Below are 24,937 nucleotides of genomic sequence, written 5' to 3'. Positions count from 1 at the left end.
GTTTATGAATTCGACCTTAAAGTTCTTGAGCGCTTTTCTTCTTCTTGGATCGCTATTCCTTTCGATCGGATGCACCTATTCCGTAGAGAAAAAATACATATATGCAAAACCGTATTATCCAAACCAAAACTATTTCAATGAAGAAAACCCTCAATTTGAAGAAGGAAAACCGTATTGGCTTCTGGACTTTTTAGGAAATATTTTCGGGGTCTTATCCAAACTGATTCTCTGGAACAAGAAAATGAGCAACCATCGTTTATCCGAAGAAACGAAGAATTACCTAAGGGATTATATCAATGAAAACAATCTTCAAGATGTAAAAGTCCGCTTTAATCAATATGCCCCGATAGACGACCTTGTGCAGCTTTGGAGAGCGGATAACGTTCATCCGATTCTAAAATACACTTTTGGAATCATCAATTGGTTATTTGGAGTTATTATTCCAGGAAGACTTTTCGCAGGACTCATTACTGGCGATCACTACAATCCATATTCAAATACGATCAACCTCTATAGCGATATTCCATCGGTTGTTCTTCACGAGGGCGGGCACGCAAAAGACTTCGCACTCAGAAAACACAGATCTTTTTATAGCCTTACCTATTCGGTTCCGATTTTCGGTCCATTGTATGCCGAGGCGCGAGCCTCGGAAGATGCTCTGGGATATCTAAGACACAAATGCGATCTGAAAAACGAATTGATAGCCTATAGAACGTTATATCCCGCTTATGCGACGTACTCGGCGGGACCGATTTTAAGTTCCACAGGTAAACTGATCGGTCTGACGGCTTCGATTCCAGGTCATATCGTCGGCTACAGAAAAGAGAAAAAAGTCGAAAAGCAGGAGATTCCCGAGTGTAAGCTCGCGGAAGAAATGGCAAAATAAAAACTTCTATTGTTACGCTCCCGATTCAAATTCACGCGATCCTACTTTGATTCTTAGGATTACTTTTTAAATAACTTGAGTTCGGTATAACAAAATGCGAAAGCGATTGTAGTGGAAATTCCGAAGGAATTGTTGCGACCATAGGCAGCAACATTGAGTTAAAGCGCGGGCGCGAGCCATTTTATCTATGAAATTCGCGAGCTGCGACGACGACTCATAGGGAGTCGTTGCACTTTAGTTTCTTATTCGCCCAAACTTTCTTAGGCCGAACTCACCTTAAATAACGTGAGTTTTACGTAAAAAAAATCAGAGTCTGTCTCAAATACGAAAATTCTCATAAAATCAAAAGCGCTATCACTATCTCGACTTTCATCAATCAAAGCAGCTGCAAAAAATCGTTTAAAACCGTCAAGAGACGTAATCCGCGGAAACTACTGCCTTTGAACGACAAAAGTTAGAATGAGATTATGCAATTGTAATGTCGTCCCTGAAACATGGGGAGTTTCCGCGGTTATTTGCAAAAAACATTGGGCGTAATCTACGCCGAACTCACGTCATTTTAAGTCTTTTCAATCAATTACCTAACCGCAAATCGTTTGGTGGAAGTTTTAATTACTCGTAAGATAGACTCAGACAAATTGTCTCGTTCCCTGAAATCTATCTCAAAGATAGGTAATCATACCGCAGGAATTATCCCCAAAAGTTTTTGTGAGAATATTTGAAAAATTGAATCTCATTAGAATATAGATTCAAAAAAACTCGAAGAAGAAAAACGAAATCTATAAAAAGAAGTTTTAAATGCAAAATTATAACTTGCCAACTAGCGCAAAAAAACTATCCGAACGACGCATATTTGAATTTTACCAATCCATTTTTGTCTTAAAAACTCGAAGAATATTTTAAGTAGATCGATTATTTTTAGAAACAGCGACAATCATTTGATAAATAAGACTACGAGTTTCGAGTGGAATTTCATCATAAAATGAAATTAACGTATCTTCCGCTTTATCATTTGAGATTTTATTCCATAGATAATCACGCTTTTTCATTTTTTTGACGGTTCCGGAATTTTCGTTAAGAGATGAGTTTACTTCAGGACTTCCCTGCCCTTTAATTAACCAAAGACCCGAAATACCATGCGCTTTTTCTATATCTGCCGCAAGTTTATCCAACAAAGGGCGTTTATCATTGCAAATGTAACTGATATAGTTTTGAGATTTACCTATCGAGGTAGCAAAGTCTTCATCATTCATCGCTAATATGTTTTTGACCGCATAACGAAGCCGTTTTCCAGGCGAAGAAAAGTCTATATTTGTCAAAGGAATTGTAATAATTTTATTTGCCATATATTCTACGTTAATTCAATTTTGAATTAGAGATCCCTTTTTATAAATTTACTAAAATATCTAACTTATACCCTTTTTATTACAACCTTAAAAATGGATTTAATGAACGGAAATATAAGTTTTTTGCAGAATTTATAAATAAATATTAAGTCTTCGAGTCATATCCAATTAACATAAATTGTAAAATCTATATTTGTTCAATTCCCCGAAGTATGAATTTGATTATTTTATTTTCCGACAACGCAACTAAGAAAAGTCCAAGTCTACTATTCATTCCTAAATAATAGGGTGTTAAATTCCGCGTCTAAACGCGGGATTTGTGATCAAATTAACGGTATTCTATTTTATAGGATCAATAACTAAAATTGAAATGTTTTTTTAGAGTATTCCTTTCTGGTTAGTACTCTTTAGAGAATGAACCAAATATTGCAGTGGAAAGTATCCAGAATATCTCAAAAAACAGCTTATAATGTCGTAAGCTGAATTTTATGATAAAGAATTTCAAAATTTTTTTAATCATTCGCTTCGATTTTCTCAAACGGAATTCTTACCAAATAAAAATTCGATCTCTTACCGATATCTGTAAATTCCGGCCTAACGTGAGTTTGGCGATAAAAAAGAAAAATTATATTAAAAATGCCAGTTCCACATAAAATCAAACCTTCACCAAAAAGAAACTCAGTATAAGGTTCTGTCCCAATTTTGGGACAGAACCTTGCAGCTTGATCTTTCTGATAAAGTAGAAAATTCAAGTGCCGTCCTTCTCTAAGAATCGCTCGATAGAACTCAGCACAGAACGGCAGCTCCGCGGGATTGGGGACGCGCTGTAAATCGAAGTCGATATTTTTCTAGACGATTTTCATACACAATAAAAAATAAATTCTGAAGTAAATCCATTCAGCTTCGAAAAAGAAATCGGAAAAATGATTTTGCGTCTCGCAAATTCGACCATAGAATCACAGTTTATAATCTTTTCGACAAGTAGTCTTACAAAAATCCTTATATTACTTGATCTCTAAGGTTTCGATTCCAGACTCTGTGAAAATCTCCTCATACTTTGAAATGAAAGGAGCCTCTTTCTCAATCCTTTCCTCAATTGCCATTCCTTTAATTTCAGATTCGCTGTAAGTTCTTATAAAATCCCTTACCGCAAGTCTCTGAATGAGTTCATCCCAAAAAATACTGTCCTGATATTCGGTAATAAGATCGGAAATGTCCGTCTTTTCTTCGAACTCTCTGGTAAGATAATGAAATTCTTCCTCGTTATCATAGGCTACCAAATGGGAAACTTCCAGAGCCTTTGCATAAGATAAAACTTGTTGCTCCATGTCCTCGAAGGCATCGTACGAATCCAATCTATCCGTAGCAGGTTCCTCTTCATCCAGAATGGAATGGTATAAAAAGCGAGTGATCGCCAAAGATTTAAGAAGGGCTTCGTATTGTTTTCGAGTAAGTTCTATGTTCATTGCAATTCCCATTTCAGAAGGGAAGGTTAGAATTGCCAAATCTATTTCTCCATAAATTGAAACGAATATCGATTATATTCGATCAAAATATTTGATTTTAAAGCAAGAATATAGTTTTTAAATCGATAAAAGTTTAAGTCGAACGTGTGCGAATCCGCAAACATATTCCCTTTTTATTCTACCGCTTTTGGAAAATTATTTTTCGCGGTAAAAAATCTTCTAAAATTGAAAAAGAAAAATCCCGACTCTTATTTCTCTTCTTACCGAGTTGTTACAAACAGTATCTAAAAAACGGTCTGCGCCAAAATTTACGGTACCGAATCAATAGTTGCCCGTCTCACTTACCACTTTCTCGTTTCGCGATAATACGAATGTCGAGTCGAACACAACCCCAAACCTAAAATTGCCATTTTACCCAAGGCGAACGAAAGCGGCCTTACAGCAAATGATTGTAATTTAAAGAAGTGTTTTCAAGAAACCCGGGAAACAAAAACAATTCCGATAGATTGTCCATGAACAATGATGTCTCTCACTCATCTCCATATAATAGAGTGTCCAAAATTCTGCCTCGAAACGCGGGATTTGCGCTCAAATGAGCGGTATTCTATTTTATAGGGATCGGTAGCGGATAAAATATAAAATTAATTTATTTAAATATATCAATTCCCTAATATAATTCCAGAACAAGGCGGCATCTTGAATTGTTCAAATTCGTTGCGCTCAAAAGGAACGGTGGAAAAGAAATATTTTCCGCAATCCGTTGGATTAGAAAATAATCTGACCTTTTTCCCGAAATTAAAAACGACCAATTTACGTTCTTTTTCAAATTCTCTCAAATAAACCAGAATATCTTTCGGAACGTTTTCTTCGATCAATCTCAAAGATCCTTCCTTTAAGGCTCGGCTTTTATTTCGAAGACGGAGAACATTCCTATACGTATTCAAAAGAGAGTCCCTATCCTCCGATTCGATCAAAACGTTTCTTTCCCGATAATTTCCATGAACTCGAATCCAAGGAATTGCCTTCTTACTCGTAAAACCCGCATTCGGAGTATCGTCCCATTGCATAGGAGATCTTGCCCTATCCCGAATGATAACATCCGCAAGTCCCAACAGCTCGGAAAACGAATCGCCCAACCAACGATAAATTCTCGCGAGGGGATCCTGAGCTTCCGTCAACTTAATCGTCTCGTTGGTCATGCCGATCTCTTCCCCGTAGTAAGTGACCGGAACCCCCCTTGCGGTAAATTGAAACAAGGCGACCAATTTTCCTTTTTCAAGATTGTTATTGATCTTCATCATATAACGTCTTTGATCGTGATTCCCGAAAACGTATGTGGGGATACTCGGATACGGATACACTTCTTCCATCTTTCTGATGATTCCCTTAAAAAAATTCATTTTGAACTTTAACAACAGAGTTTCGAACAAAAAGATGAGATTCAAACCATCTTTTTTTTCGCCTAAGTAGCGTTTGATGATATGATCGTCTCCGGCAACTTCTCCGACCGCAAAACGATCTCCGTCGAACTCGTCCAAAACGGTCCTTAGTTCTTTTGCAAATACGAAGTTATCCGGATGATTTACCGTATGAACCCTACTCTGAAAATAACCGTCGTGATCGTTTTCCGAAACTATGTATTTAAATCGAAACGGATTGTCCCGAAAGTGTCTATCTTTATAGATCGCGTGAAAAATATCCAAACGAAAACCGTCCACTCCTTTCTTAAGCCAAAAACGCAAAACGTCAAACATCGCCTTTTTGACTTCGGGATTGTAATAATTCAAATCCGGTTGAAACTCTAAAAAGCTCGCAAGATACCATTGATCGGTATTGGGATCGTAATGCCAAGCTTTGGGAGTAACGAACGAGCTCCAATTATTGGGAGGTTTATTCTTTCCTTTTCCGTCTCTCCAGATATACCAATCCCTTTTAGGATTATCGCGGTTAGAACGGGACTGTCGAAACCAATCGTGTTCGATAGAAGTGTGGTTCATCACCATATCAAAAATGATTTTCATTCCGCGTTTATGGATTTCTTTTATTAGTTTTTCTGCATCTTTAATGGTTCCGTATTCGGGAGCGATCGAATAATAGTCGCTAACGTCATAACCGTGATCCATCTGAGGACTTTTATATAAAGGGGATACCCAGATGGTTTCAAACCCAAGATCATAAAGATAATCCAGCTTCGAAATGATGCCCGGAATGTCTCCGATCCCGTCTTGATTGCTATCCGCAAAGGAACGGGGATAAATCTGATAAATCGTGGTCTTTTGCCACCACTTATCGATTGGATGGGAGGAGTTTTTTTTTGGAATTGTTTTTTTCGCGGTCATGTCTCTTCGGCTTTATGGAATCTAAAATATTGGAATGAAGATTGTCAATCCTTACAAACCGGATTCGCTTCGACATAAGATATGGATTTGTAGTATTCAAACCCCATCCTGAATTCCGTTTCGATTTTTACAAAAGTTTATTCTTAATTATTCAGACAAATCGTTTATTTTAGAATTTTCAAAACATCCCGCGCCTACAATCTGGATTCATGAAGGCGACCTTTTCCTACGATCCGGAAACCGTCCGCAAAGTATTGGGATTCACATCGGATACCCGGTTTTATAAGGAATCATTGATTACGACTATTACGACCGCTTCCACCGAGGCGGAAAAAGGCTCTCTTTTTGTTCCTCTCCGGGGAAATCGGGACGGACACGAATTTATCGGAGACGCACTTTCTCGAGGAGCGAGTTATTTTTTAGTCGAAGAAGATCATCCGATTCGAAAGAACTTGAATTCCCAAGAGCAGTCTAAAGCAATTCCTGTGAAGAACACGTTAGTTGCTCTTGGAAAACTCGCCGCCTTCCACAGATCTCGTTTCAATCCGATCGTAATCGCAGTTACCGGATCCAGCGGAAAAACCACGACGAAGGAAGTTTTAGGAAACTGTTTAAAAAATCTCGAAGAACCCATATTGGTCGTCACTGAAAAGAATTACAATAACGAAATCGGACTTCCGTTCACTCTGTTTCGGATTTCCGATCGAACTCGAGTCGTAGTATGCGAACTCGGAATGAATCATAAAGGGGAAATTGCAAGGCTTGCTCAAATTGCGAAACCGGATTTCGCTCTAATTACTACAATCGGAACCGCGCACATAGAATTTTTAGGAAGTCAAAAAAACATCGCAAAAGCGAAGGTGGAAGTGGCCGAAGGCTTGGTAAGGGGAGGAAAACTCTTTTATCCAAATACGGGAGAATATTCTAAAATACTAAAAAGAAAACTCCACCGACACGGAGGCGAATTGATTCTTGTAAAGCCGGATCATATATTCTCCGTTCTTCAGAAAAGACCCTCCGGATTCTTATTGGAATACGGGGACAAAGAAATCGAATGGAATCTACCCGGATATAAACTTCTAGAAAACTTAGCGATCGCAATCGCCTGTTTAGAAACGGTCGGAGTTCCCACTGAATGGATTCGAGAAGGGATCTCCACGTTTAAATCCGCCGATAAAAGACTTGATTTACAAAAAGGGAAATACTCCGTAATCAACGACACGTACAATGCGAATTACGAATCGATGCTTTCATCCCTGGAAGTTGCCGATCAGCTCGCGGATGGAAAAGAATTTTACGTAGTTTTAGGAGATATGAAAGAATTGGGAAAACATTCCCAAAAGTTCCATAAGGAACTCGGAAAAAAGTGTTCCGAATTCCAAAATCTGAAAGGACTTTTTACGTTTGGAACCGACTCTCTTTGGATTCGGGAAGAATTTGTTAAACGAACAATCCTTCCCAGATTTTCCGAACATTTTGCCGGAACTGACGAAGGGCTTGTAAAACTCGTTCGAAAATTTTCGCAAACGGTTCCGGAAGGTTCCATCGTTTTAGCGAAAGCTTCGCGCGGAATTCAATTGGAGCGCTTCGTAGATTCCCTTCCTGTTTAATACTTGCAAACACCACAATCGAAAGAAACATTTTCAACAGGAGAAAAGACTTGGATGCAAAAGTGGCAATCATCATGGGAAGTCATTCCGACTGGGAGACGATGAGAGAAACGGAATCGATCTTAAAAGAATTCGACGTATCTTTCCATAAAGAAATCGTGTCCGCGCATAGATCTCCCGAGTATATGTTAGAATTTTCTAAATCGGCAAAACAAAACGGTTATTCCGTAATCATCGCAGGGGCTGGAGGAGCCGCTCATCTTCCCGGAATGGTTGCTTCGATGACCACGCTTCCCGTCCTCGGAGTTCCAGTACAAAGCAAAACGTTAAACGGCTTAGATAGTCTTCTTTCCATTGTTCAAATGCCGGGAGGTGTTCCTGTCGGAACTCTTGCGATCGGGACCGCCGGTGCCAAGAACGCAGGTCTGCTCGCGATAAGAATCCTTTCCCTTCAAGATTCTAAACTTTCCGAAAAACTTGAGAAATATCGAAATCAAATTCGAGAGAATGCTCTTTCAAAAAACAAGGACCTCTTGTGAAAAATAAAGATGTTTTAGCCCCAGGCTCGAGGCTTGGGGTAATGGGGTCCGGACAACTCGCGAGAATGTTCTGTTTGGAAGCGATTCCTTTCGGGTACGAGATTTCCGTTTATTCTCCCGAAAAAAATTCTCCCGCCGCGGGAGCCGGGGCAAAATCGTACGTATCTGCGTACGAGGACGAAGAAGCGTTGGTCGTTTTTTTGAAGAGTATAGACGCTCTTACATTCGAATTTGAGAATATTCCAGAAGTTGCACTTTCTACGATAGATAAATTTTCAAAACAAACCGGACTCAAAGTTCATCCTTCCCCAAATTGTATTCGAATCGCGCAAAATCGATGGAAGGAAAAAACTTCTTTTCAAAAAGCGGGAATCCCAACGGTAAACTTTTATCCGGTTTTTACGGAAAAAGACAAACTTTCCGTTCTTTCCAGCGTGAAATTTCCCTGCATACTCAAGACGAACACAATGGGTTACGATGGAAAAGGACAAATTCAATGTAAGACCAAGGAGGAACTCTCCTCTGCACTTTCCGCTTTAAAAGAACTCAATCATATCGTGGAAGAATTATTTCCGTTCACCGCAGAAGCTTCCGTAATTTTAGCGAGATTCGAAAACGGAAAAATCTTGAACTTTCGTCCTTCTAGAAACGTTCATAAAAATCGGATCTTAGATCTCACGTTTTATCCAGGAGATTTTTCGGAAAAGATAGAAATCGAACTCGTAAACTACTCTAGAAAATTGGCGGAAAAAATCGGCTATGTGGGAGTTTTTGGAATCGAATTCTTCATCAAAAACGAGGAAATTCTTTGCAACGAATTCGCTCCAAGACCACATAACTCGGGACATTTCAGTCAAAATTCGGGAACCCTTTCTCAATTTTCCCTTCAATTGAGAACTCTTTGCAATTTACCTTCTCCGAATACGATTCCGGCAAAGTCGATTACGATGAAGAACATTCTGGGAGAGGACTACAAACCAGATTCTCCGCTTTGGAATAGTGCATTAGAAAATCCTTATTATCATCTCCACCTTTACGGAAAAACCGAAGCTCTCAACGGAAGAAAGATGGGACACTGGAATTATTCTGGTCCGAATCCCGAATCCGCTTTTTCAAACTGGAATTAACTTTCCCAATCAAAGATCCCAATCTTGAAATACGAAATCATTCTTAAATCGGCAAAAAAGATAAAAAGGAACGAAATTACTACCCTCATCTTATTCGAGTTCAATATCATCTCTACTTCGATCGGTTGACAGAGAGTCTTTCGGTTTTAAGATCGACCTCATGAAAATTACAGACGACGTTTTTAAGAATGCACTTTCGCACTTTCCGTCCGGAGTTACCGTCATTACATATTCTCATCTTGGAAAACACGGCGGTCTAACCGTTAGCAGTTTCAGTTCTCTTTCGCTCAATCCTCCTCTTGTTTTATTTTGTCTTCAGAAGAACATAACCAGCCACGATCCGATTTACGATTCCGGTAAATTTATCGTGAACATTTTGGCGCAGGGGCAGGATTCCATTTCAAATCAATTTGCCTCGGGAAAAACCGATAAACACACTCTCATTGAAAAACTTAAATGTAAAACGGGGGAACTGGGAATTCCCATTTTGCCCGGAATTCTTTCTTATATCGAATGTGAGGTGGAACAATTTGTAAGCGGGGGAGATCATTCTATCGTGATCGGAAAAGTAATTTCCGCTGGAGCGGAAGATAGTTTGAGGCCTTTGTTGTATTACAGAAGGAACTATTATTCCATTTAGGTGAGGATTCCTTTTGCTCATCTCTACATAACAGAGTGTACAAAATTCTGCGTCTAAAACGGGGATTTGCGCTAAAGCTAATGGTACTCTTTTATGTAGCGCTTAGTAAAAAGGCATTACCAACCCACAAGTATTGGATCCGAAGATAAATCTGTCGGAATTACGACAAATCCTCTGTGAAACGATCGGCCCACAACGCGCCCCTTAGGAAGCGTTGTGCCTGAGTTTCCCTGATTTTGGGTGGTGGGGTGATGAGCGCCCCGTAGGGAGCAAATCATTGAGCCTGGAGGCGGGAAAATCTCAAGAGATTTTTCTCTATCAAAAAATCATACTTTTTGCAAATAAAAAGTCTCATTCTTGTCGGAACACTTGAAAAATATCAGTTTTTGATCCTTATTATCCCAAAAGTCTTCTTAATTTGTGGGGTTGGTTATGGTAAAAAGGAGCACACCAAAGTTTAATAAACCTTTCTTAAAAAGAATCGCAAATTATACGTTCGGCTTACCGATTGAGAAATATTGAAATCCTTTCATTTTCATCAGCTCGGGAGAATATTGGTTTCTTCCGTCAAAGATGACCTGATTTTTCAAAAGATTCTTAACCTTTGAAAAATCAGGTTCTCTGAATTCTCTCCATTCGGTTAGAAGTAACAAAGCATCCGCACCATTCAAAGCGGAATATGCGTCAACCGCATATTCCACTTTTCCTTCAAAATAGACTTTTGAGGTTTCTTTCGAGACCGGATCGTAAACGCGTAATTTTACGTTTTTATCATATAATTTCAAAAGCAGGGGAATTGAAGGAGCCTCCCTCATATCGTCAGTGCCGGGTTTGAAAGAAAGCCCCCAAACCGCGAAGATCATTCCGGAAAGATTCGATTCCCCGTAGAACTTTACGATTTTCTCATAGAGTCTGAGTTTCTGAGTTTCGTTAACCTCTTCCACTTTACGGATGATTTGAAGAGGAGAACCCTCGTCTTCAGACGTTTTGATCAAAGCGCGAACGTCCTTAGGAAAACAAGAACCGCCATACCCGATTCCAGCGTATAAAAACTGCCTCCCGATTCTAGAGTCGGTTCCCATCCCTTTACGAACGTCTTCGTAATTTCCTCCGACAGCCTCGCAAAGATTGGCGATTTCGTTGGCAAAAGAAATCTTAGTCGCAAGAAACGCGTTACACGCATATTTCGTAAGTTCCGCAGAGACGACCCCCATTCTTAAAATAGGATTTCCGTTGAGGACAAAAGGAGCATAAAGTTGTGCGATCAAATCTCCGGCTTTTTGGGTTTCGGAACCGATCACGACTCTTTCGGGACGCATGAAATCGTCGATCGCCGCTCCCTCTTTCAAAAATTCCGGATTAGAAACGACGTCGAATTCTTCCTTGGTTTCGTTTGCAATAATCGCTTTCACTTGGGCCGCAGTTCCGACCGGCACGGTGGATTTGTCTACAACGACCTTGTATCCGTTCATGGACTTACCAATTTCTTTTGCCACAGCAAAAACCGCAGAAAGATCGGAAGAACCGTCCGATAAAGTGGGAGTTCCCACAGCGATAAAAATGATATCCGACTTCTGCACTCCCTCGTGCAGAGAAGTGGTAAACTCGAGTCTTTTTTCCTTCCAGTTGGTCAAGACCAACTCGGAAAGTCCAGGTTCATAAATAGGAATCGTACCTTTTTTAAGATTTGCGATTTTTACTTCGTCTTTATCTACACAAATCACATGATTTCCGTATTCCGCAAAACAAGCGCCCGCGACAAGGCCTACATATCCGCTTCCAACCACACAAACTTTCATATTGAGAACCAGAATTCCGACCTTTCCAGGTTGAGAAAGAAAAATAAATCAGAAAGAAGTGTCTTTTTTGAATCTACTTTGTACCGGAAGCCAAGCAACCCCTTCAAATTTAGGCAAATTGAAACGTTCCAACTCGAAGGAAAGAATTCCGTCTTTCCAGAGATAACTATTCTCGACATGACTATCTCCTTCGTGTAAGGCGATGCCGAGAGAGTATTTGCCCGCAGAAAAATTCAAGGGAAGTCGGAAGTTCGCCGAAACGGATTCCCCCGCATGAATATTTTTCAGCGAATTCCCGAGATGATATGTGTTCGTTCCAAAAACACGAATTCCCCGAGAGTCGTCTATATGAAAACCTACGGTGAGATCCGGAATATTCCTCTTAAATATTACACGGACTGAAATTTCCACTTCGGAACCCACGGGAAAAATTTGCGGGTTCGTCCGATCCTTGTATTTCAAACCCTCTGCACGGCTCCGACTGATTCGATCCGGAGCTTGTTGCAAATCTTGCATCGGCAAATTTCTTGGATATAATTCTATAAGATCCAAATCCACAAAAAGACTTTCTACAATAGAATCTTTTGGAAATGGAAAAACGGATTCTCGCTCGCTCGCCGAACCTGCGATGATTTGCATGTATTCCCGAAAACCATCTACGGGATTCCCGTCGAAAACCAATTTGCCTTTCTCCAAAATCAAAACACGGGAACATACCGATTTTAAAAGTTCAAGATCATGACTTACAATCAGAGTCATAGTTCCCTGTTCCTGGAAGGAACGAAAACGCCTAAGGCATTTTTGCTGAAAACTCGCGTCACCCACAGCGAGAGCCTCGTCCACGATGAGAATGTCGGGTCTTGAAAAAGTCGCAAGAGCAAACCCGAGACGCATGACCATTCCGGAAGAATATTGTTTAATTGGAATATTCTTAAATTCTTGTAGACCGGAAAATTCGAAAATTTCGTCCATGGAGGATCGGATTTCGTCCGGACTGAGTCCCCAAACAAGACCATTGTAGTAGAGATTCTCTTCTCCCGAAAGTTCCGGATTAAATCCCACCCCGAGTTCCAGAATGGAACGAAGAGATCCAGTTCTTAAAATTTTTCCGGACGCGTAAGACGACACACCCGTGAGAACTTTCAAAAGAGTGGATTTTCCGGCGCCGTTTCTTCCGATCAAACCCACGATTTCTCCCGGAGAAACTTGAAAACTTACGTTTTTAAGAGCGTCGAATTTGACGTCGTTTCCTAAAAATCCGAGAGAAAGAACATTTAAAATTCTTTGAAAAGGCCCGCTATAACCGGCGTAAACCTTATTTAGATTTTCTACTTTTAAACTCAAAGATGATCCAAAATGACGGAATGAAACTTAGAACGACTCAAAATTCCGATCAAAGGAAATAAAATCAAGTAAGGAATAAATTCTTTCCAATGAAAAACCGTAACAAAATCGTTTAACAAAAAAAATCGAAAGAGTTCGAGAGGAAAATTGAGAGGATTCCAAACGTTGATCGAATGTAAAAAACCCGTGGACAAATACAAGATCGGTAACGACCAAAAGAAAAATTGAGAGACAAGACGAATGAGAGGTGTAATATCCCTTAAAATAACGTTCGCCCTCGCCAAATATCCCTGAATAAAAGAAAGTAAATATCCTACGGCAAGTATCACAAAAATCGAAACAGGAAATAAAATTATATTCAATTTTCCTAAAACGATTAATACGATCAAAACCGGAACCGCGGTCACCGTAAAGTGAATGAGCATTTGAACGTAAGGAATCCAGAGAAAAATCTCCGGCCCCAGAGGGGATCTTTTGATCAACTGTCGATTCTCTGTAAGAATCGAGGTTCCTCGAATCATATATTCCTGGAGAGGAATCCAAAATAAGAGTCCGCTGAATGTGTACCCGATAAAATCAGAAGCCGATCCCGGATTTCCTTTTAGCTGAAGAAATAAAAAGACGATCGTATAGATCAGAATCAAACTGAGATTTTGAACAAGCATCCAGGAGATTCCGAGGGAACTTCCTGCAAATTGTAAGGCGTAATCCCTCTTTACTAATATCCAAAGAATCGGTAAACTTTTCAACACTTCGCTCGCGCCTGAAGAACCTTACCTTTCTTACAGGAATAGATCCCGTCAATTCCAAAAATCCATTGATCCAAAAGCTCCAAACCGATCATGTCAAGAAGTCTTCCAAAATTCTCAAAGATCCAAAGGTCTTCTTCACTTGGTTTAGAACTAGATTCGGGATGATTGTGCGCAATGATGACGGAAGATGCCGCATCGTTTAAAATGATCTTCAAAAGATCTCTGGTCTGTACTCCCACTTCCTCCAAACTCCCTACCGCAACGATCTCTGCTCGTAGAACCGCACCTTCCGGAGAAAGAGTGATAAGCACAAAACATTCTCTGTTTTTAGGGATCAAACTGGTGGCGAGAAAATTAAGAAGCTGTTCGGAAGAATAACGCCTGCCCTTCAGAGCTTCCCATTTAAGGCGTCTCGCAAATTCGACAGCCGCAAGTAAAGTAGTTGCTTTGGCAATTCCCACCCCTGGAATTTTACGAAGATCCGAAACCTGTTTTTGAAGCAGACCACCGAAGCCTTTGCTTTGGTGTAAAATTTCGCGACTGAGTTCTTCGATCGGCTGAGCCCGATTCCCTCTTCCCAGAAGTACCGCCAAAAGTTCCCAATCTTCTAGGGATTCGGCTTCGTACGCGATCCGCGTTCTGGGATCGGGAAAAGGACTCAACTTTTCAGAAAGTTTCCCGCTAGATTTCAAATCCGCTTCAGATTATTTTTACTCAGCTCGGAAAGAGAATCTGAAAACCAGGTCCCTTTTTGAACGATTTCCCCTTCGAACGCTTCTTCCAGATAATCCGCAAAGGATTTTAAATTTGACTCTCCGGCGCGAGTCCGTTCCTTCCAGTTCGGACCAGCTCCGGGGAGGCCACCACGTTTTCTCTGGTAGTTGGCTGATTCTTGCAAAGATCGAATGATCATAGTCTTTTCCCCATTCTCAATAAATTAGACGACATAAACAGATAAAACGACAGGATAATTCACTAAACGGATATGTATATACTAATCAAAATAGTAGTAAATGTCAACCCAAAACGTTCCTTTTTTTAAAAATCATCGATTTTTAAGTCTGAAACTTGAATTTTAAAATTCCTGCTCTCCTCCGTCTTGATTTGTTATCTTAACTCTTTCCCTGGACAAAAACGTTTGTGCTTGGATCTTTTTTCGAAATAATCTGATTTTTTTTCGAATTTTCACTCCAAAATACAAATTTTTCGAACCGCTTCCAGAGTGGGGAAAAACAAATTCTATTTTTTAAGACCGGAAAATACTTTTCTAAAGTTTCGAATCCCATTCGGTTTCTGTGTTTTTCTTTTGAGTTTTGACTCTTTAAAGGCGGAAAAATACGCAACTTTGCGACCGGATCTGGATCCTACGTTTTTCCTAATTCAAAGAAACACGAGTCTGTCTTTAGGAGGCTTGTTCGAAACTCGAAAGAAATTTCCTCCTTCGTATGGAGCTTGGCTGGAGCTTCCGTTTTGGAAACAGGATCGTAGACATTTTTGGAAAACCTTTTTTCTGTATGAAAATCACAAAGTCCTCTCATCAGAAGAAGTTTCCATCGTTCATCGAACCCAAATAAGCCTACGGTATTCTTTTCTTTCAGGAGAAAATTTTCTCTTTCCTTCCGTTTTTATCGGATGGGAGAAGGGACAAAAAGATTTGGCTGTTTTCGGAATTCATTTGGAAATTCCGGAGAGACAATCGATCCATCTTTTCGGAAAAATCGGAGAAAATTTCCGAAATGTTTCACTCTTTCTTCATTCCCCCTTCGATAAAGATCTTCGTTTGTTTTTAGGTGCTTCTAGAACTTGGAACGACTCTCATACGGAAGATCAATTTACTCTGGGAATCGGAATTTCCTGGGAAAAATTTTCTTTTTCCTTTTTCGGAAATCGAATCGGAGAAGAGGAAAATTCTCTGACCGGAAAATTCGGCGTAAATAACGATAGAAAGGACAACCTAGAATTCACGGATAACCTCGATTTCAAAAATTCGAAACCCGCAGGTTGGAAGGATCAAATCGAGCCCAAGAACATTTTAGATCCAATCGCCACGTCAGAACAAATCATTCTCAAAGATAAAGCTCAAAACCCAAACTCTATATCGTCAATCCGTCGTTATACGACCTTTTCCATCTCCATTCAAGAATTGTTATCCGCTGGTTTTTCGCTTTCCTCCGCATTGAAAATTTCCCAAAAGACCTCCCGTTCCAAAAAAGAATTTTTCCAATTTTTAAATTCTCTGCCGGAAAAGGAACGAGCCAAAGTTTTCGCTCTCTTGAAAAAGAAAAATCCGATTTTAGGAAAAAAATAACGATGAGATTTCAATTCATTCTTATCGATTCGACCAAAACCCGAACCGTCTTTTTGTGTAATCTCCTTAGAGATTCCCACAAAGCCCAATTCGGGGTCTTTCTTTTTCGAATTCAATCTATATATATTATATTTTTAGTATATTTTATTTTATTAAAATATATAATTTCCGTTGTAAAGTCTCTTTCTTGGGCTAAAAATCCATTTTTCTTTCCAGAACGTTCTTCTTTGAAAATGTTTCCTCTTTTTCTCATAATGTGGGCTACTTCCATCAGTCCCATCGAATCCAGAATAGGCGCAACGTTCGAAACCTACGAATCAAGGTACTCGCATACTTCGAAAGAGAATTGGTTTTTCAAAACTTCGAATTGCAGAATGAAATCAACCCCATTGCCTTACAACCTACCCCAAAACCCGGAATTACATATTCCCGATTCGCCCTTTCCAAAAGTCGCGCAGTCAAATCCTTATAGAAGAACGAAAAATTCTCCCGCCCAAAACCGAACGATCTCAAACGATAAACGGAAAAATGATTCGAATTCTCAATCGGAATTCCCGAATTGTTTTACCGGTTTTGTGGAAACGAGAAATGGAACTCCTCTTTTATCCGGAAAAGCCGATCAGAAATTTTTTAGGGCGAGTTTCGGTCACCGTTTTCGTCCCTTGGAAAATTTTTATTTTTTAAGAGATAACGATTTTTATTCGGCACTACCCGAAATAGACCAAGGGACTCATAAGGCCGGTTTTTTCGGTTTCAAGTGGAAAGATTGGTCCTTGGGAACTTATTTTTCCGAGCAGGAAGCCAAACGTAAACCGGGAATATACCTTATATCCCCACTCAAGTTATTCGAGTTCGCGTATTCTTCCGAAATGAAAAAACATTACACTTCTTTAAACTTTCAATCGAAAGATTTCTCCCTCGCAGGTCCCAAAATCGTTTCCAGAATTCAAACCTTTGGTGAAAGGAAAGAAATCGATGGAACTTTTTATTCTTCTGCGAGTTCCGAAAAATTCGATTCCGAACTAAAACTCACGGGTTATCGCGGAAAAAGCGAAGATCTTTTCGCTCTCGACCCAGATCGTAAAGAACTAAAAGGCAAAGCGGAACTAGTCCGTTTCGGATTCATTTCTCGTTCAACCTTCACTTTAGAATGGATTCGCGCTTGGAGTCATCCTCTGCGAAACGAAAACAAACAATCCGATTCGGGTCTCGGAGCGAAAGTATTCCAACCGATCAACCCGACAATTTCCGAAAACGATTCTAAACGTTGGGAAATCATCGCAGGCAAAGCTCCGGTCTTTTACAATCCGTCCTGGGGCGGAATTTTTCTTTCTCTCAGAAATTATACGAACGAAACTTTCGGTCGCGGAATTTATTACGGACTCCACAAAAAACGATTCGCGATCGAAGCGGGACAAGAATGGAGAGTCAACGGGGACAAAATCACAGAAGGAAAATGGTCCTTTCGAATTAACGAGACTTGGAATTTGGAAGGGGCTTTTTTATTACAAAAAGAAGGCAATCATACTGATTCTCTTTTCGAAGCGAGAACCGCGAGAGACGAAACGAGTTTGATCTTTACGGATCGTTCTTCCTCCTTTCGTCTCAGACTTCTTTCGCCTTACGTCGCGCTTACGGTAAGTCACTCTAGAAAAAGAGAAAGTAAAAACGAGAGCATTTGGATCAATCTGCAAGCGCAATTTCCTTTTTGATTTTTAGAATATTCTTAAATGATAATTTATTTTTTAAAGTAAGTCCACGATCTTAGAGCTGTCCTAAAATTTAAGAATACAGAGACGATTCCCTACCGGGTTTAACGACGAAAAGGCGGTTTAAAATCCTATCGAACGATTTCGTTGAGGTTGAGCTTCTTCGAACGCCAATAAAAAAGAGATGCTTTGGTTTCACAAAATTGTAGGAACTCTTACAATTTTCCTTTAAGGTTTTGGAAAAAGCTCTAAGAGTTTGTCCCAAAACGTAGGAACAACTACAGCAATCCGTAGATTTTGTTAAAATCGGATGGTTTTGGAAAAAGCTCTAAATAAAAAAATAATTCATTACGCCGAATTTACGTTATTTAAATATAAAAATAGAATATACTTGAAAAAATTCCTTACAAAGAAAAAAGTCTTTGAACTGCTTTCTCTTCTTTCAAACCCAAATTCCCGAGCGCGGAAATATGTAATTTGGGAATCCCAAAGACCGACCTTGCAAAACGATTCAAATCCTCTAAAGTGATGGAGTAGATTTCTTTCACTCTTTCTTCGTAGGAATAATTACGGCCATAGTACAATTCCATCAGCGCAATCGTATTCATACGAGATTCGGTTTGTTCGTAGCTGATCGAAAGAGCGCCTTCGTGATTGGACTGCGCATCCAGAAGTTCCCTTTCGGTGATTCCACGATCCAAAATAGATTTGATCTCGTCGGAGATCGTTTCCAAACAAGCAACGAATTTCTCCTTGGAAGTGGAACAAACGACGCTATTGATACCTACGTCTATATAAGAGGAAGGATAGGCGGTGATCTGATAACAAAGTCCTTTTTCTTCCCTAACTTTTTGAAAAAGTCTGGAAGAAGTTCCACCGCCTAAGATGTGAGTGAACAGGCTCGCCAAAGAAGCATTGTGAAATTCTCTTGCAAACCCCTCTCCGCCTAAAACGAAATAAACCTGTTCCAGTTTTTTCTTTTTTGGAAAGTAACCCCATTGTTTCTTGGGTAAGGAAAGTGCATCGATATCTTTCTTTTTCTTTCTGAGTCTATTAAAATACTTTCCGGCAATCGAAAAAATCTCGTCTGGTTCGAAGTTTCCGGAAATCGAAAGAAACATATTTTCCGTATGATAATGCGTATTATAAAATTCTAATAATCTTCTATGATCGACTCCGGAAACGGACTCTCTCGTCCCGATGATGTCCCGTCCCAGAGAATTTTTAGGAAAAAAGTTCTGATAGTAGAAATCGTGAATATAATCCTCCGGAGAATCCTCGTAACCTTGAAGCTCCTCCAAAATCACTCCTGCCTCGCTTTCTATGTCTGATTGTTTCAGCAAGGGTTCATAGATCATTTCGGCTAATAATTCTAAGCCGAGATCGATATGTTTTGCCGCTAGGCTTACGTGAAAGTAAGTGTATTCTCTGGAAGTAGCGGCATTGGTAAACCCGCCCACCCTCTCGATGTCCTCGGCCTGTTGTTTAGCAGTCCGTTTAGCCGTATCCTTGAAAAGCATGTGCTCCAAAAAATGACAATAACCGGCATTCTTGGTAGATTCGTGTCTGGAGCCGACACGGACAAAAACTCCTGCTGAAGCGCTGACTGTATGGGGGGCTTGTTGAAAGAGGGCCGTAATTCCCCCGGGCAGAACTTTTCTATAGACTAACTGTGAAGGTTCCTGCACCAAGAGAATATTAAAAAAACCTTATGCTTCTTCTTCGAGAGCGTCTTTTCTGGAGAGATCAATCTTTCCAGTTTTATCCACATTCAAAACCTTGACTCGAATGATATCGCCTTCTTTGACAATATCTTTCACGGAATTTACTCTTTTAAAATCGATCTTAGAGATATGACAAAGACCTTCCTTACCGGGAAGAATCTCGACGAACGCTCCGAAATCCGCAATCCGTTTCACTTTTCCTTCGTATATCTTTCCTACTTCGATCTCTGCGAAAAATCCATCCACCATCTTCGCCGCTTTTTCCGCGGATTCTTGATTGGAGCCGGAGATTGTAACTCTTCCGTCGTCTTCTATATAAAGTTCCGCTCCCGTAAGCTCGCTGATTCCTCGAACGTTTTTACCGCCCGGACCGATGAGTTCGCCGATTCTATCCTTAGGTATATTTCGAACGATAACTCTAGGAGCAGTTCCGGCTAAACTATCGGAAGCCTTGGAAATATGTTTTTCCATAATATCCAAGATATGGAATCTTCCTCTTTGTGCCTGTTCGAATACACTTTCTAAAACGTCGAAACCGACACCGGTCACTTTCAAATCCATCTGAAATGCGGTGATCCCTTTTCTGGTTCCGGCAATCTTACAATCCATATCTCCGAAATGATCTTCCAAACCGGCAATATCGGATAACACCGCGTATTTACCGGAAGAATCCGAAAAAAGTCCCATCGCAATTCCGGAAACGCTTCCTTTAATAGGAACACCCGCAGCCATGAGCGCCAAAGAACCGGAACAAACGGAGGCCATAGAACTGGAACCGTTGGATTCTAAAATTTCGGATACGACACGGATCACATACGGAAATTCCTCCGACTTAGGAAGAACCAATTTGAGAGCTCGTTCCGCCAAATTTCCATGCCCGATTTCCCTTCTCCCGGGACCGGAAGACCTACGAACCTCCCCCACAGAAAACGCAGGAAAGTTATAATGCAACATGAAGGATTTTTCTTTTTGACCTTCCAAAGTTTCGTATCTCTGATTGTCAGATCCCGTTCCTAAAGTCACAACCCCTAAAGATTGAGTCTGTCCCCTAGTAAAAACGGAAGAACCGTGAGGACCCGGAAGCGGATTGATTTCTACGGAAATGGGACGAATTTCGTCTAACTTTCTTCCGTCGAAACGCGTTCCTTTCGTGAGGACCTGTTCACGCACGATTTCGTATTCCAATTCGTGAAGATACGTTTTGATATCTTTGATCTTGTTCTCTTCTTCTACGGTTTGTTTGAAGAACTCGACAACTTCTTTGTTCACATTAGAGATTTCTTTATTACGAGCGGTTTTGTCGGGAGTTTGATTTGCGGCGGTTAGTTTTGCAAACGCATATTCCTTTACTTTAGCAAGAAGTTCAACGTCCCGGGCTTTCAACTTAACTTCGCGTTTGACAACTCCGATTTTTTTTGCATATTCTTCCTGAAGAGTCACAAATTCGGCGATATGCTTTTGAGCGAAACGAAGAGCCGAAAGCATTTCTTCGTTACTGAGTTCTTTCGCTTCTCCCTCAATCATGACGATATGAGTTTTAGTTCCGGCAACAACCAGATCCAAATCGGAATTCACGATTTCTTTCGTAGTCGGATTTAAAATCAACTCTCCGTTGATTCTTCCGATTCTCGCACCCGCAATCGGTCCGTTAAAAGGAATATCAGAAACCGCTAATGCGGCGCTTGCGGCATTCAACGCGTGTCCCGCAACGGAAACGTCCCCGTCCGCGGAAAGAACCTGGACCTGAAGCTGTACTTCGCAGAAATATCCTTCCGGAAACAGAGGCCGAATGGGTCTGTCTATAATTCTGGAAATAAGAATTTCATGCTCAGGAGGTTTGGCTTCCCTTTTAAAATAGCCTCCGGGAAAACGACCGACGGAATAAAGTTTTTCGGTATATTCGCAGGTAAGAGGGAAAAAATCTTGTCCCTCTTTCGCATCATCAGCCGCACAAACAGTGGCAAGCAGAACTAGATTTCCGGATTTATAAACGACGGCACCGTGAGCTTGTTTTGCCCAGTTTCCGGTTTCTAAAACGATCGTATCTCGGCCATATTGGCCGGAAATTGTATGTGTCATGGACAACTTACTTACGGAGTCCGAGAGTTTCGATTAGTTTTTTATAACGGTCTAATTCGGTTCTTTTAAGATAATCCAGAAGTTTCTTTCTTTTGCCTACGAGCCTTAAAAGACCGGTTTTAGAATGAAAATCTTTTTTATGAGACTTGAAATGTTCGTTGAGTTCCTTGATTCTCGCATCGATGAGAGCGATTTGCACTTCAGTGGAACCCGTATCTCCCGCTTTGCGGGCAAAATTACTGATAATTTGTTTTTTCTGTTCAGCAGCTATCATAGAGTGAATATACCTTTTTACCATTTTTTAAGCAATGGCGCCTCTTTAAAGCTAATTTTTAGGAAAGACTCTTAAATATTTATAATCCAACTCATGGATTCCATGTTCTTCCTTTCTACACCAAGCAAGAATCTCCCCTTCGGGAGAAACGAGAAGAAATTCCGTGCCAGGAATCCATTCCAATTTTGGTTTTCTCCCGTTGAGCACATTTTTCACTTCTGTGCTGGGAATTTCCACGGTGGGAAATTCCAAAATCGACTCCGGGGGATGAATATTGACTTTTCCTTCCAATAGATTTTCGTACGAATCGGCTTGGTTCAAATTCAATTTGCCAATACTCGTGCGAACCAATTTTTCCAAACGAAGCGGGAAACCGACACGATCGGAAATATCCATTACAATCTTACGGATGTAAGTTCCCGCAGAAACTCGAATCTTAAAAGAAATCAATTCGGGAGAAAATATTCCGAGTTCATACTGATATACTCGAATCTTTCGCACGGCCGGAACCAGTGCTACCCCTTCTCGAAAGAGATCCGACCTTCTTCTTCCGTTTACCTTAAGTGCGGAAAGCTCCGGAGCTTCCTGGGTTTCCCAGGTTGGAACTTGTTCGAATAAGTCTTTTAGTTTTTCCCGATGTTCCCGAAACCAAATTTCCGTTTGTTCTTTAGAAAGCGATTCTAAGATTTCACCTTCCTTGTCGCCAGAGTCGGTGGATTCTCCCGGTTTGACCCAGGCTTGATATGATTTTTCTTTTTCCAAGAACACACTGGAAAAACTAGTACAACTTCCGACAGGGAGAATCATAAGACCGCTTGCGGCCCGATCCAAGGTTCCCGTATGACCGACCTTTTTGAATTTTAGTTTTTTACGGACAGCTACTACAAGATCCGAAGAAGTCATCCCTTCCGGTTTGTGGATGAGCAAAAATCCGGATTCAGTCCGCACTTGTGGGTTTTCTGGTAAGTCTGAGCGATTCATCCAAACTCTGAATATATTCCTCATCCCAAAGAAATTGCATTCTAGGCGTAATTCTAAGTCCTAACTTTCCGGATAACGTCGTTTGAAATAAACCGGCGGCGCTGTTGAGTCCGGATAATACTTTTAACTTTTTTTTGTCCGTGCAGATCGCGGTTACGAATACTTTCATATTCTTCCCGTCGTCGGAGATTTCCGCACGATGTACGGAAACCATATGCACCCTTGGATCTTTTACTTTGCCCGACAGAATCATCATCGCAACGGTACGAACGGCTTCCGCTTCGATTTTTCTTCTTCGGATCGGATTCAAAGTCCGGTTTTCCTATTCCAGCTTCCGCTTAATCACGGTTACATTATAAGCTTCGATCGTATCTCCGACTTTAAAGTCGTTGTATCCGTCCACTTGGATCCCGCACTCGAAACCGGATACGACGTCGTTGACATCGTCTTTGACCCGTTTGAGAGATTTCAGTTTCCCGTCGAATTTCGTCATTCCGTCGCTGATTACGCGAACATTCGCCGACTTCTGGATTTTTCCGGAAGTGACCATACAACCGGCAATATTTCCGATCTTGGATACCTTGAAGATCTCTCGAATTTCTGCGGTTCCGATCACTTCCTCAATCTTTTCCGGTTCGAGAAGTCCTTCCATCGCCAATTTGATCTCATCCACAACTTGATAGATGATATTGTAATACTTGATCTGAACCTGCTCTTTTTCCGCAAGAGCGATCGTTTTCGGATTTGCGCGCACGTGAAAACCGATAATCAAAGCGTTCGAAGCAGAAGCGAGCATAACGTCCATATCGACAATCGCACCCGCGCCGGATTGAATCACGTTCAACTTCACTTCCGGGGTGGAAAGTTTTTCCAAGGATTCCTTGATCGCCTCGGCGGAGCCGCGAACGTCCGCCTTGATGATAACCTTGAGTTCTTTCAAAGCGCCGAGTTTAATATACTCGTTCATGTTCTCAAGAGTTACCTTAGAAGCAGTTCCGGCCGCGGCACCCGCGTTTCCGATTTTTTCGAACTCGATTCTATGTTGAGAAATATTTCTGGCTTCTTTTTCATCCGCCATCGCGTCAAACGGCGCGCCCGCATCCGGAACTCCGTCGATACCGGTCACCTGAGCCGGGAATGCAGGTCCTGCTTCCTCAATCAATTGTCCGAGATCGTTGTACATCGCTCTTACGCGACCGGAAAAAATTCCCGCAACGAAAGGATCTCCCACACGAAGAGTTCCGTTCTGAATCAGAACCGTTGCCACCGATCCACGACCCGGATCCAGTTTCGCTTCTATGATGGTTCCTTTTGCTCTTCGTTTCGGATTTGCCTTGAGATCCATCACCTCGGCTTGGAGGAGAATTACTTCCAAAAGTTTATCAATTCCTATGTTTTCTCGAGCGGAAATTTTGACATACATCGTTTGCCCACCCCATTCCTCCGATTGAAGACCGTGATTGGCAAGTTCCTGCATGATTTTGTCCGGGTTTGCCGTCGGAAGATCGATCTTGTTGATCGCAACGATGATCGGAACCTCGGCCGCTTTCGCGTGACTGATCGCCTCAAGTGTTTGAGGCATCACTCCGTCATCGGCCGCAACGACTAAAATTACGATATCGGTCACTTTCGCCCCTCGGGCTCTCATGGAAGTAAAAGCTTCGTGACCCGGAGTATCCAAAAAAGTAATAAGACCGCGCGCAGTTTTTACCTGGTACGCACCGATATGCTGCGTAATTCCGCCCGATTCCGTATCGATGACGGAACTTCTACGAATCGTATCGAGCAATTTGGTCTTACCGTGATCCACGTGACCCATGATGGTAACAACCGGAGGACGATTGATATAATCCCCTTCATTGTCTTTTTCTTCTTCGATGATGGTTTCTTCGTAAAGGGAAACCACTTTCACTTTACAGCCGTATTCATCCGCAAGAAGGGCAGCCGTCTCTGCATCGATGATATTGTTGATCGTCACCATCATTCCCATCTTCATGAGTTTTCCGATGACGTC

21 protein-coding genes (1 of these 21 cut by a window edge) are annotated in these 24,937 nt (G+C 41.0%); 7 read left to right on the top strand and 14 right to left on the bottom strand.

What is annotated here, in order from left to right; translation table 11 throughout:
• Window positions 1-4: 4 nt before the first annotated feature.
• Window positions 5-886, top strand: coding sequence for a hypothetical protein (locus FHG67_RS08960; RefSeq protein ID WP_004497657.1), 882 nt, complete (start codon window positions 5-7; stop codon window positions 884-886).
• A gap of 899 nt (window positions 887-1,785) precedes the next feature.
• Here the strand turns inward: FHG67_RS08960 and FHG67_RS08955 are convergent.
• From FHG67_RS08955 to FHG67_RS08940, 3 genes are all read right to left on the bottom strand, one after another.
• Complete coding sequence (locus FHG67_RS08955; protein WP_002631158.1) at window positions 1,786-2,232, bottom strand: helix-turn-helix domain-containing protein; 447 nt, start codon at window positions 2,230-2,232, stop codon at window positions 1,786-1,788.
• Between the two features lie 1,004 nt (window positions 2,233-3,236).
• On the bottom strand, window positions 3,237-3,698 hold the full coding sequence (locus tag FHG67_RS08945; RefSeq protein WP_085985854.1) for a hypothetical protein: 462 nt from the start codon (window positions 3,696-3,698) through the stop codon (window positions 3,237-3,239).
• 659 nt (window positions 3,699-4,357) lie between these two features.
• Window positions 4,358-6,037 (bottom strand): glycoside hydrolase family 13 protein, encoded by a 1,680-nt coding sequence (locus tag FHG67_RS08940; protein ID WP_142499743.1) that lies wholly within the window; start codon window positions 6,035-6,037, stop codon window positions 4,358-4,360.
• A 209-nt stretch (window positions 6,038-6,246) separates the two neighbouring features.
• On the opposite strand from FHG67_RS08940, the gene FHG67_RS08935 reads away from it, so the two are divergent.
• From FHG67_RS08935 to FHG67_RS08920, 4 genes are all read left to right on the top strand, one after another.
• A complete protein-coding gene (locus FHG67_RS08935) occupies window positions 6,247-7,647 on the top strand; it encodes a UDP-N-acetylmuramoyl-tripeptide--D-alanyl-D-alanine ligase (RefSeq protein ID WP_016761308.1) in 1,401 nt (466 codons plus the stop codon).
• Window positions 7,648-7,697: 50 nt separating this feature from the next.
• On the top strand, window positions 7,698-8,186 hold the full coding sequence (gene purE / locus FHG67_RS08930; RefSeq protein ID WP_004497619.1) for a 5-(carboxyamino)imidazole ribonucleotide mutase: 489 nt from the start codon (window positions 7,698-7,700) through the stop codon (window positions 8,184-8,186).
• Window positions 8,187-8,227: 41 nt separating this feature from the next.
• On the top strand, window positions 8,228-9,313 hold the full coding sequence (locus tag FHG67_RS08925) for a 5-(carboxyamino)imidazole ribonucleotide synthase (RefSeq protein ID WP_004497664.1): 1,086 nt from the start codon (window positions 8,228-8,230) through the stop codon (window positions 9,311-9,313).
• A 160-nt stretch (window positions 9,314-9,473) separates the two neighbouring features.
• A complete protein-coding gene (locus FHG67_RS08920; protein WP_004499035.1) occupies window positions 9,474-9,953 on the top strand; it encodes a flavin reductase family protein in 480 nt (159 codons plus the stop codon).
• Window positions 9,954-10,441: 488 nt separating this feature from the next.
• Here the strand turns inward: FHG67_RS08920 and FHG67_RS08915 are convergent, their stop codons facing one another.
• The 5 genes from FHG67_RS08915 to FHG67_RS08895 are packed head-to-tail and all read right to left on the bottom strand — an operon-like array spanning window position 10,442 to window position 14,761.
• Window positions 10,442-11,752, bottom strand: a complete 1,311-nt coding sequence (locus tag FHG67_RS08915) for a UDP-glucose dehydrogenase family protein (RefSeq protein WP_004497677.1) — start codon at window positions 11,750-11,752, stop codon at window positions 10,442-10,444.
• Between the two features lie 48 nt (window positions 11,753-11,800).
• Window positions 11,801-13,096 (bottom strand): ABC transporter ATP-binding protein, encoded by a 1,296-nt coding sequence (locus tag FHG67_RS08910; RefSeq protein ID WP_004499015.1) that lies wholly within the window; start codon window positions 13,094-13,096, stop codon window positions 11,801-11,803.
• Window positions 13,093-13,848 carry an ABC transporter permease gene (locus FHG67_RS08905; protein ID WP_004497634.1) on the bottom strand — a complete coding sequence of 252 codons (756 nt, stop codon included), beginning with the start codon at window positions 13,846-13,848 and terminating at the stop codon, window positions 13,093-13,095. The genes FHG67_RS08910 and FHG67_RS08905 overlap by 4 nt, the downstream gene beginning before the upstream one ends.
• On the bottom strand, window positions 13,842-14,540 hold the full coding sequence (locus FHG67_RS08900) for a JAB domain-containing protein (protein WP_002631161.1): 699 nt from the start codon (window positions 14,538-14,540) through the stop codon (window positions 13,842-13,844). Before FHG67_RS08900 ends, FHG67_RS08905 begins: the two co-directional genes overlap by 7 nt.
• Window positions 14,537-14,761: an LIC12298 family protein gene (locus tag FHG67_RS08895; RefSeq protein WP_002631164.1), complete on the bottom strand. Its 225-nt coding sequence runs from the start codon at window positions 14,759-14,761 to the stop codon at window positions 14,537-14,539. The genes FHG67_RS08900 and FHG67_RS08895 overlap by 4 nt, the downstream gene beginning before the upstream one ends.
• Before the next feature lie 309 nt (window positions 14,762-15,070).
• Between FHG67_RS08895 and FHG67_RS08890 the strand changes: the two genes are divergently transcribed.
• Together FHG67_RS08890 and FHG67_RS08885 are read left to right on the top strand one after the other, a co-directional pair.
• On the top strand, window positions 15,071-16,156 hold the full coding sequence (locus FHG67_RS08890) for a hypothetical protein (protein WP_004499077.1): 1,086 nt from the start codon (window positions 15,071-15,073) through the stop codon (window positions 16,154-16,156).
• Window positions 16,157-16,158: 2 nt separating this feature from the next.
• The gene (locus tag FHG67_RS08885) at window positions 16,159-17,868 is read left to right on the top strand and encodes a hypothetical protein (protein ID WP_004499027.1); all 1,710 of its coding nucleotides are present in this window, start codon (window positions 16,159-16,161) and stop codon (window positions 17,866-17,868) included.
• A gap of 401 nt (window positions 17,869-18,269) precedes the next feature.
• On the opposite strand, the gene FHG67_RS08875 is transcribed toward FHG67_RS08885, so the two are convergent.
• The 6 genes in view from FHG67_RS08875 to infB are tightly spaced (at most 51 nt apart) and all read right to left on the bottom strand, a layout consistent with a single transcriptional unit that may run on beyond the window.
• Window positions 18,270-19,553: a M16 family metallopeptidase gene (locus FHG67_RS08875; RefSeq protein WP_085986066.1), complete on the bottom strand. Its 1,284-nt coding sequence runs from the start codon at window positions 19,551-19,553 to the stop codon at window positions 18,270-18,272.
• A 21-nt stretch (window positions 19,554-19,574) separates the two neighbouring features.
• Complete coding sequence (gene pnp, locus FHG67_RS08870; RefSeq protein WP_002631961.1) at window positions 19,575-21,668, bottom strand: polyribonucleotide nucleotidyltransferase; 2,094 nt, start codon at window positions 21,666-21,668, stop codon at window positions 19,575-19,577.
• A 7-nt stretch (window positions 21,669-21,675) separates the two neighbouring features.
• The gene (gene rpsO, locus FHG67_RS08865; protein ID WP_002632045.1) at window positions 21,676-21,942 is read right to left on the bottom strand and encodes a 30S ribosomal protein S15; all 267 of its coding nucleotides are present in this window, start codon (window positions 21,940-21,942) and stop codon (window positions 21,676-21,678) included.
• A gap of 51 nt (window positions 21,943-21,993) precedes the next feature.
• Window positions 21,994-22,845, bottom strand: coding sequence for a tRNA pseudouridine(55) synthase TruB (gene truB, locus FHG67_RS08860; protein WP_232423645.1), 852 nt, complete (start codon window positions 22,843-22,845; stop codon window positions 21,994-21,996).
• Between the two features lie 34 nt (window positions 22,846-22,879).
• Window positions 22,880-23,233 carry a 30S ribosome-binding factor RbfA gene (rbfA, locus tag FHG67_RS08855; RefSeq protein ID WP_002632000.1) on the bottom strand — a complete coding sequence of 118 codons (354 nt, stop codon included), beginning with the start codon at window positions 23,231-23,233 and terminating at the stop codon, window positions 22,880-22,882.
• A 12-nt stretch (window positions 23,234-23,245) separates the two neighbouring features.
• Window positions 23,246-24,937 carry the 3' portion of a translation initiation factor IF-2 gene (gene infB, locus FHG67_RS08850; RefSeq protein WP_004501762.1) on the bottom strand. Its footprint extends 942 nt past the window's final position, so 1,692 of the gene's 2,634 nt are visible here — the last part of the coding sequence; the start codon falls outside the window, past its right edge — the gene reads right to left on this strand; it ends in the stop codon at window positions 23,246-23,248.

Origin of the sequence: Leptospira weilii (genome assembly GCF_006874765.1) — a bacterium.
GTDB lineage: Bacteria > Spirochaetota > Leptospiria > Leptospirales > Leptospiraceae > Leptospira > Leptospira weilii.
This window is presented reverse-complemented; position numbering and strand designations above follow the sequence as displayed.

Excerpts from the sequence above, each read along its gene's own strand:
- FHG67_RS08960 (WP_004497657.1), top strand. The coding sequence starts at position 5 with ATGAATTCGACCTTAAAGTTCTTGAGCGCTTTTCTTCTTCTTGGATCG.
- FHG67_RS08955 (WP_002631158.1), bottom strand. The coding sequence starts at position 2,232 with ATGGCAAATAAAATTATTACAATTCCTTTGACAAATATAGACTTTTCT.
- FHG67_RS08945 (WP_085985854.1), bottom strand. The coding sequence starts at position 3,698 with ATGAACATAGAACTTACTCGAAAACAATACGAAGCCCTTCTTAAATCT.
- FHG67_RS08940 (WP_142499743.1), bottom strand. The coding sequence starts at position 6,037 with ATGACCGCGAAAAAAACAATTCCAAAAAAAAACTCCTCCCATCCAATC.
- FHG67_RS08935 (WP_016761308.1), top strand. The coding sequence starts at position 6,247 with ATGAAGGCGACCTTTTCCTACGATCCGGAAACCGTCCGCAAAGTATTG.
- FHG67_RS08925 (WP_004497664.1), top strand. The coding sequence starts at position 8,228 with ATGGGGTCCGGACAACTCGCGAGAATGTTCTGTTTGGAAGCGATTCCT.
- FHG67_RS08920 (WP_004499035.1), top strand. The coding sequence starts at position 9,474 with ATGAAAATTACAGACGACGTTTTTAAGAATGCACTTTCGCACTTTCCG.
- FHG67_RS08915 (WP_004497677.1), bottom strand. The coding sequence starts at position 11,752 with ATGAAAGTTTGTGTGGTTGGAAGCGGATATGTAGGCCTTGTCGCGGGC.
- FHG67_RS08895 (WP_002631164.1), bottom strand. The coding sequence starts at position 14,761 with ATGATCATTCGATCTTTGCAAGAATCAGCCAACTACCAGAGAAAACGT.
- FHG67_RS08885 (WP_004499027.1), top strand. The coding sequence starts at position 16,159 with ATGAGATTTCAATTCATTCTTATCGATTCGACCAAAACCCGAACCGTC.
- pnp (WP_002631961.1), bottom strand. The coding sequence starts at position 21,668 with ATGACACATACAATTTCCGGCCAATATGGCCGAGATACGATCGTTTTA.
- rpsO (WP_002632045.1), bottom strand. The coding sequence starts at position 21,942 with ATGATAGCTGCTGAACAGAAAAAACAAATTATCAGTAATTTTGCCCGC.
- truB (WP_232423645.1), bottom strand. The coding sequence starts at position 22,845 with ATGACTTCTTCGGATCTTGTAGTAGCTGTCCGTAAAAAACTAAAATTC.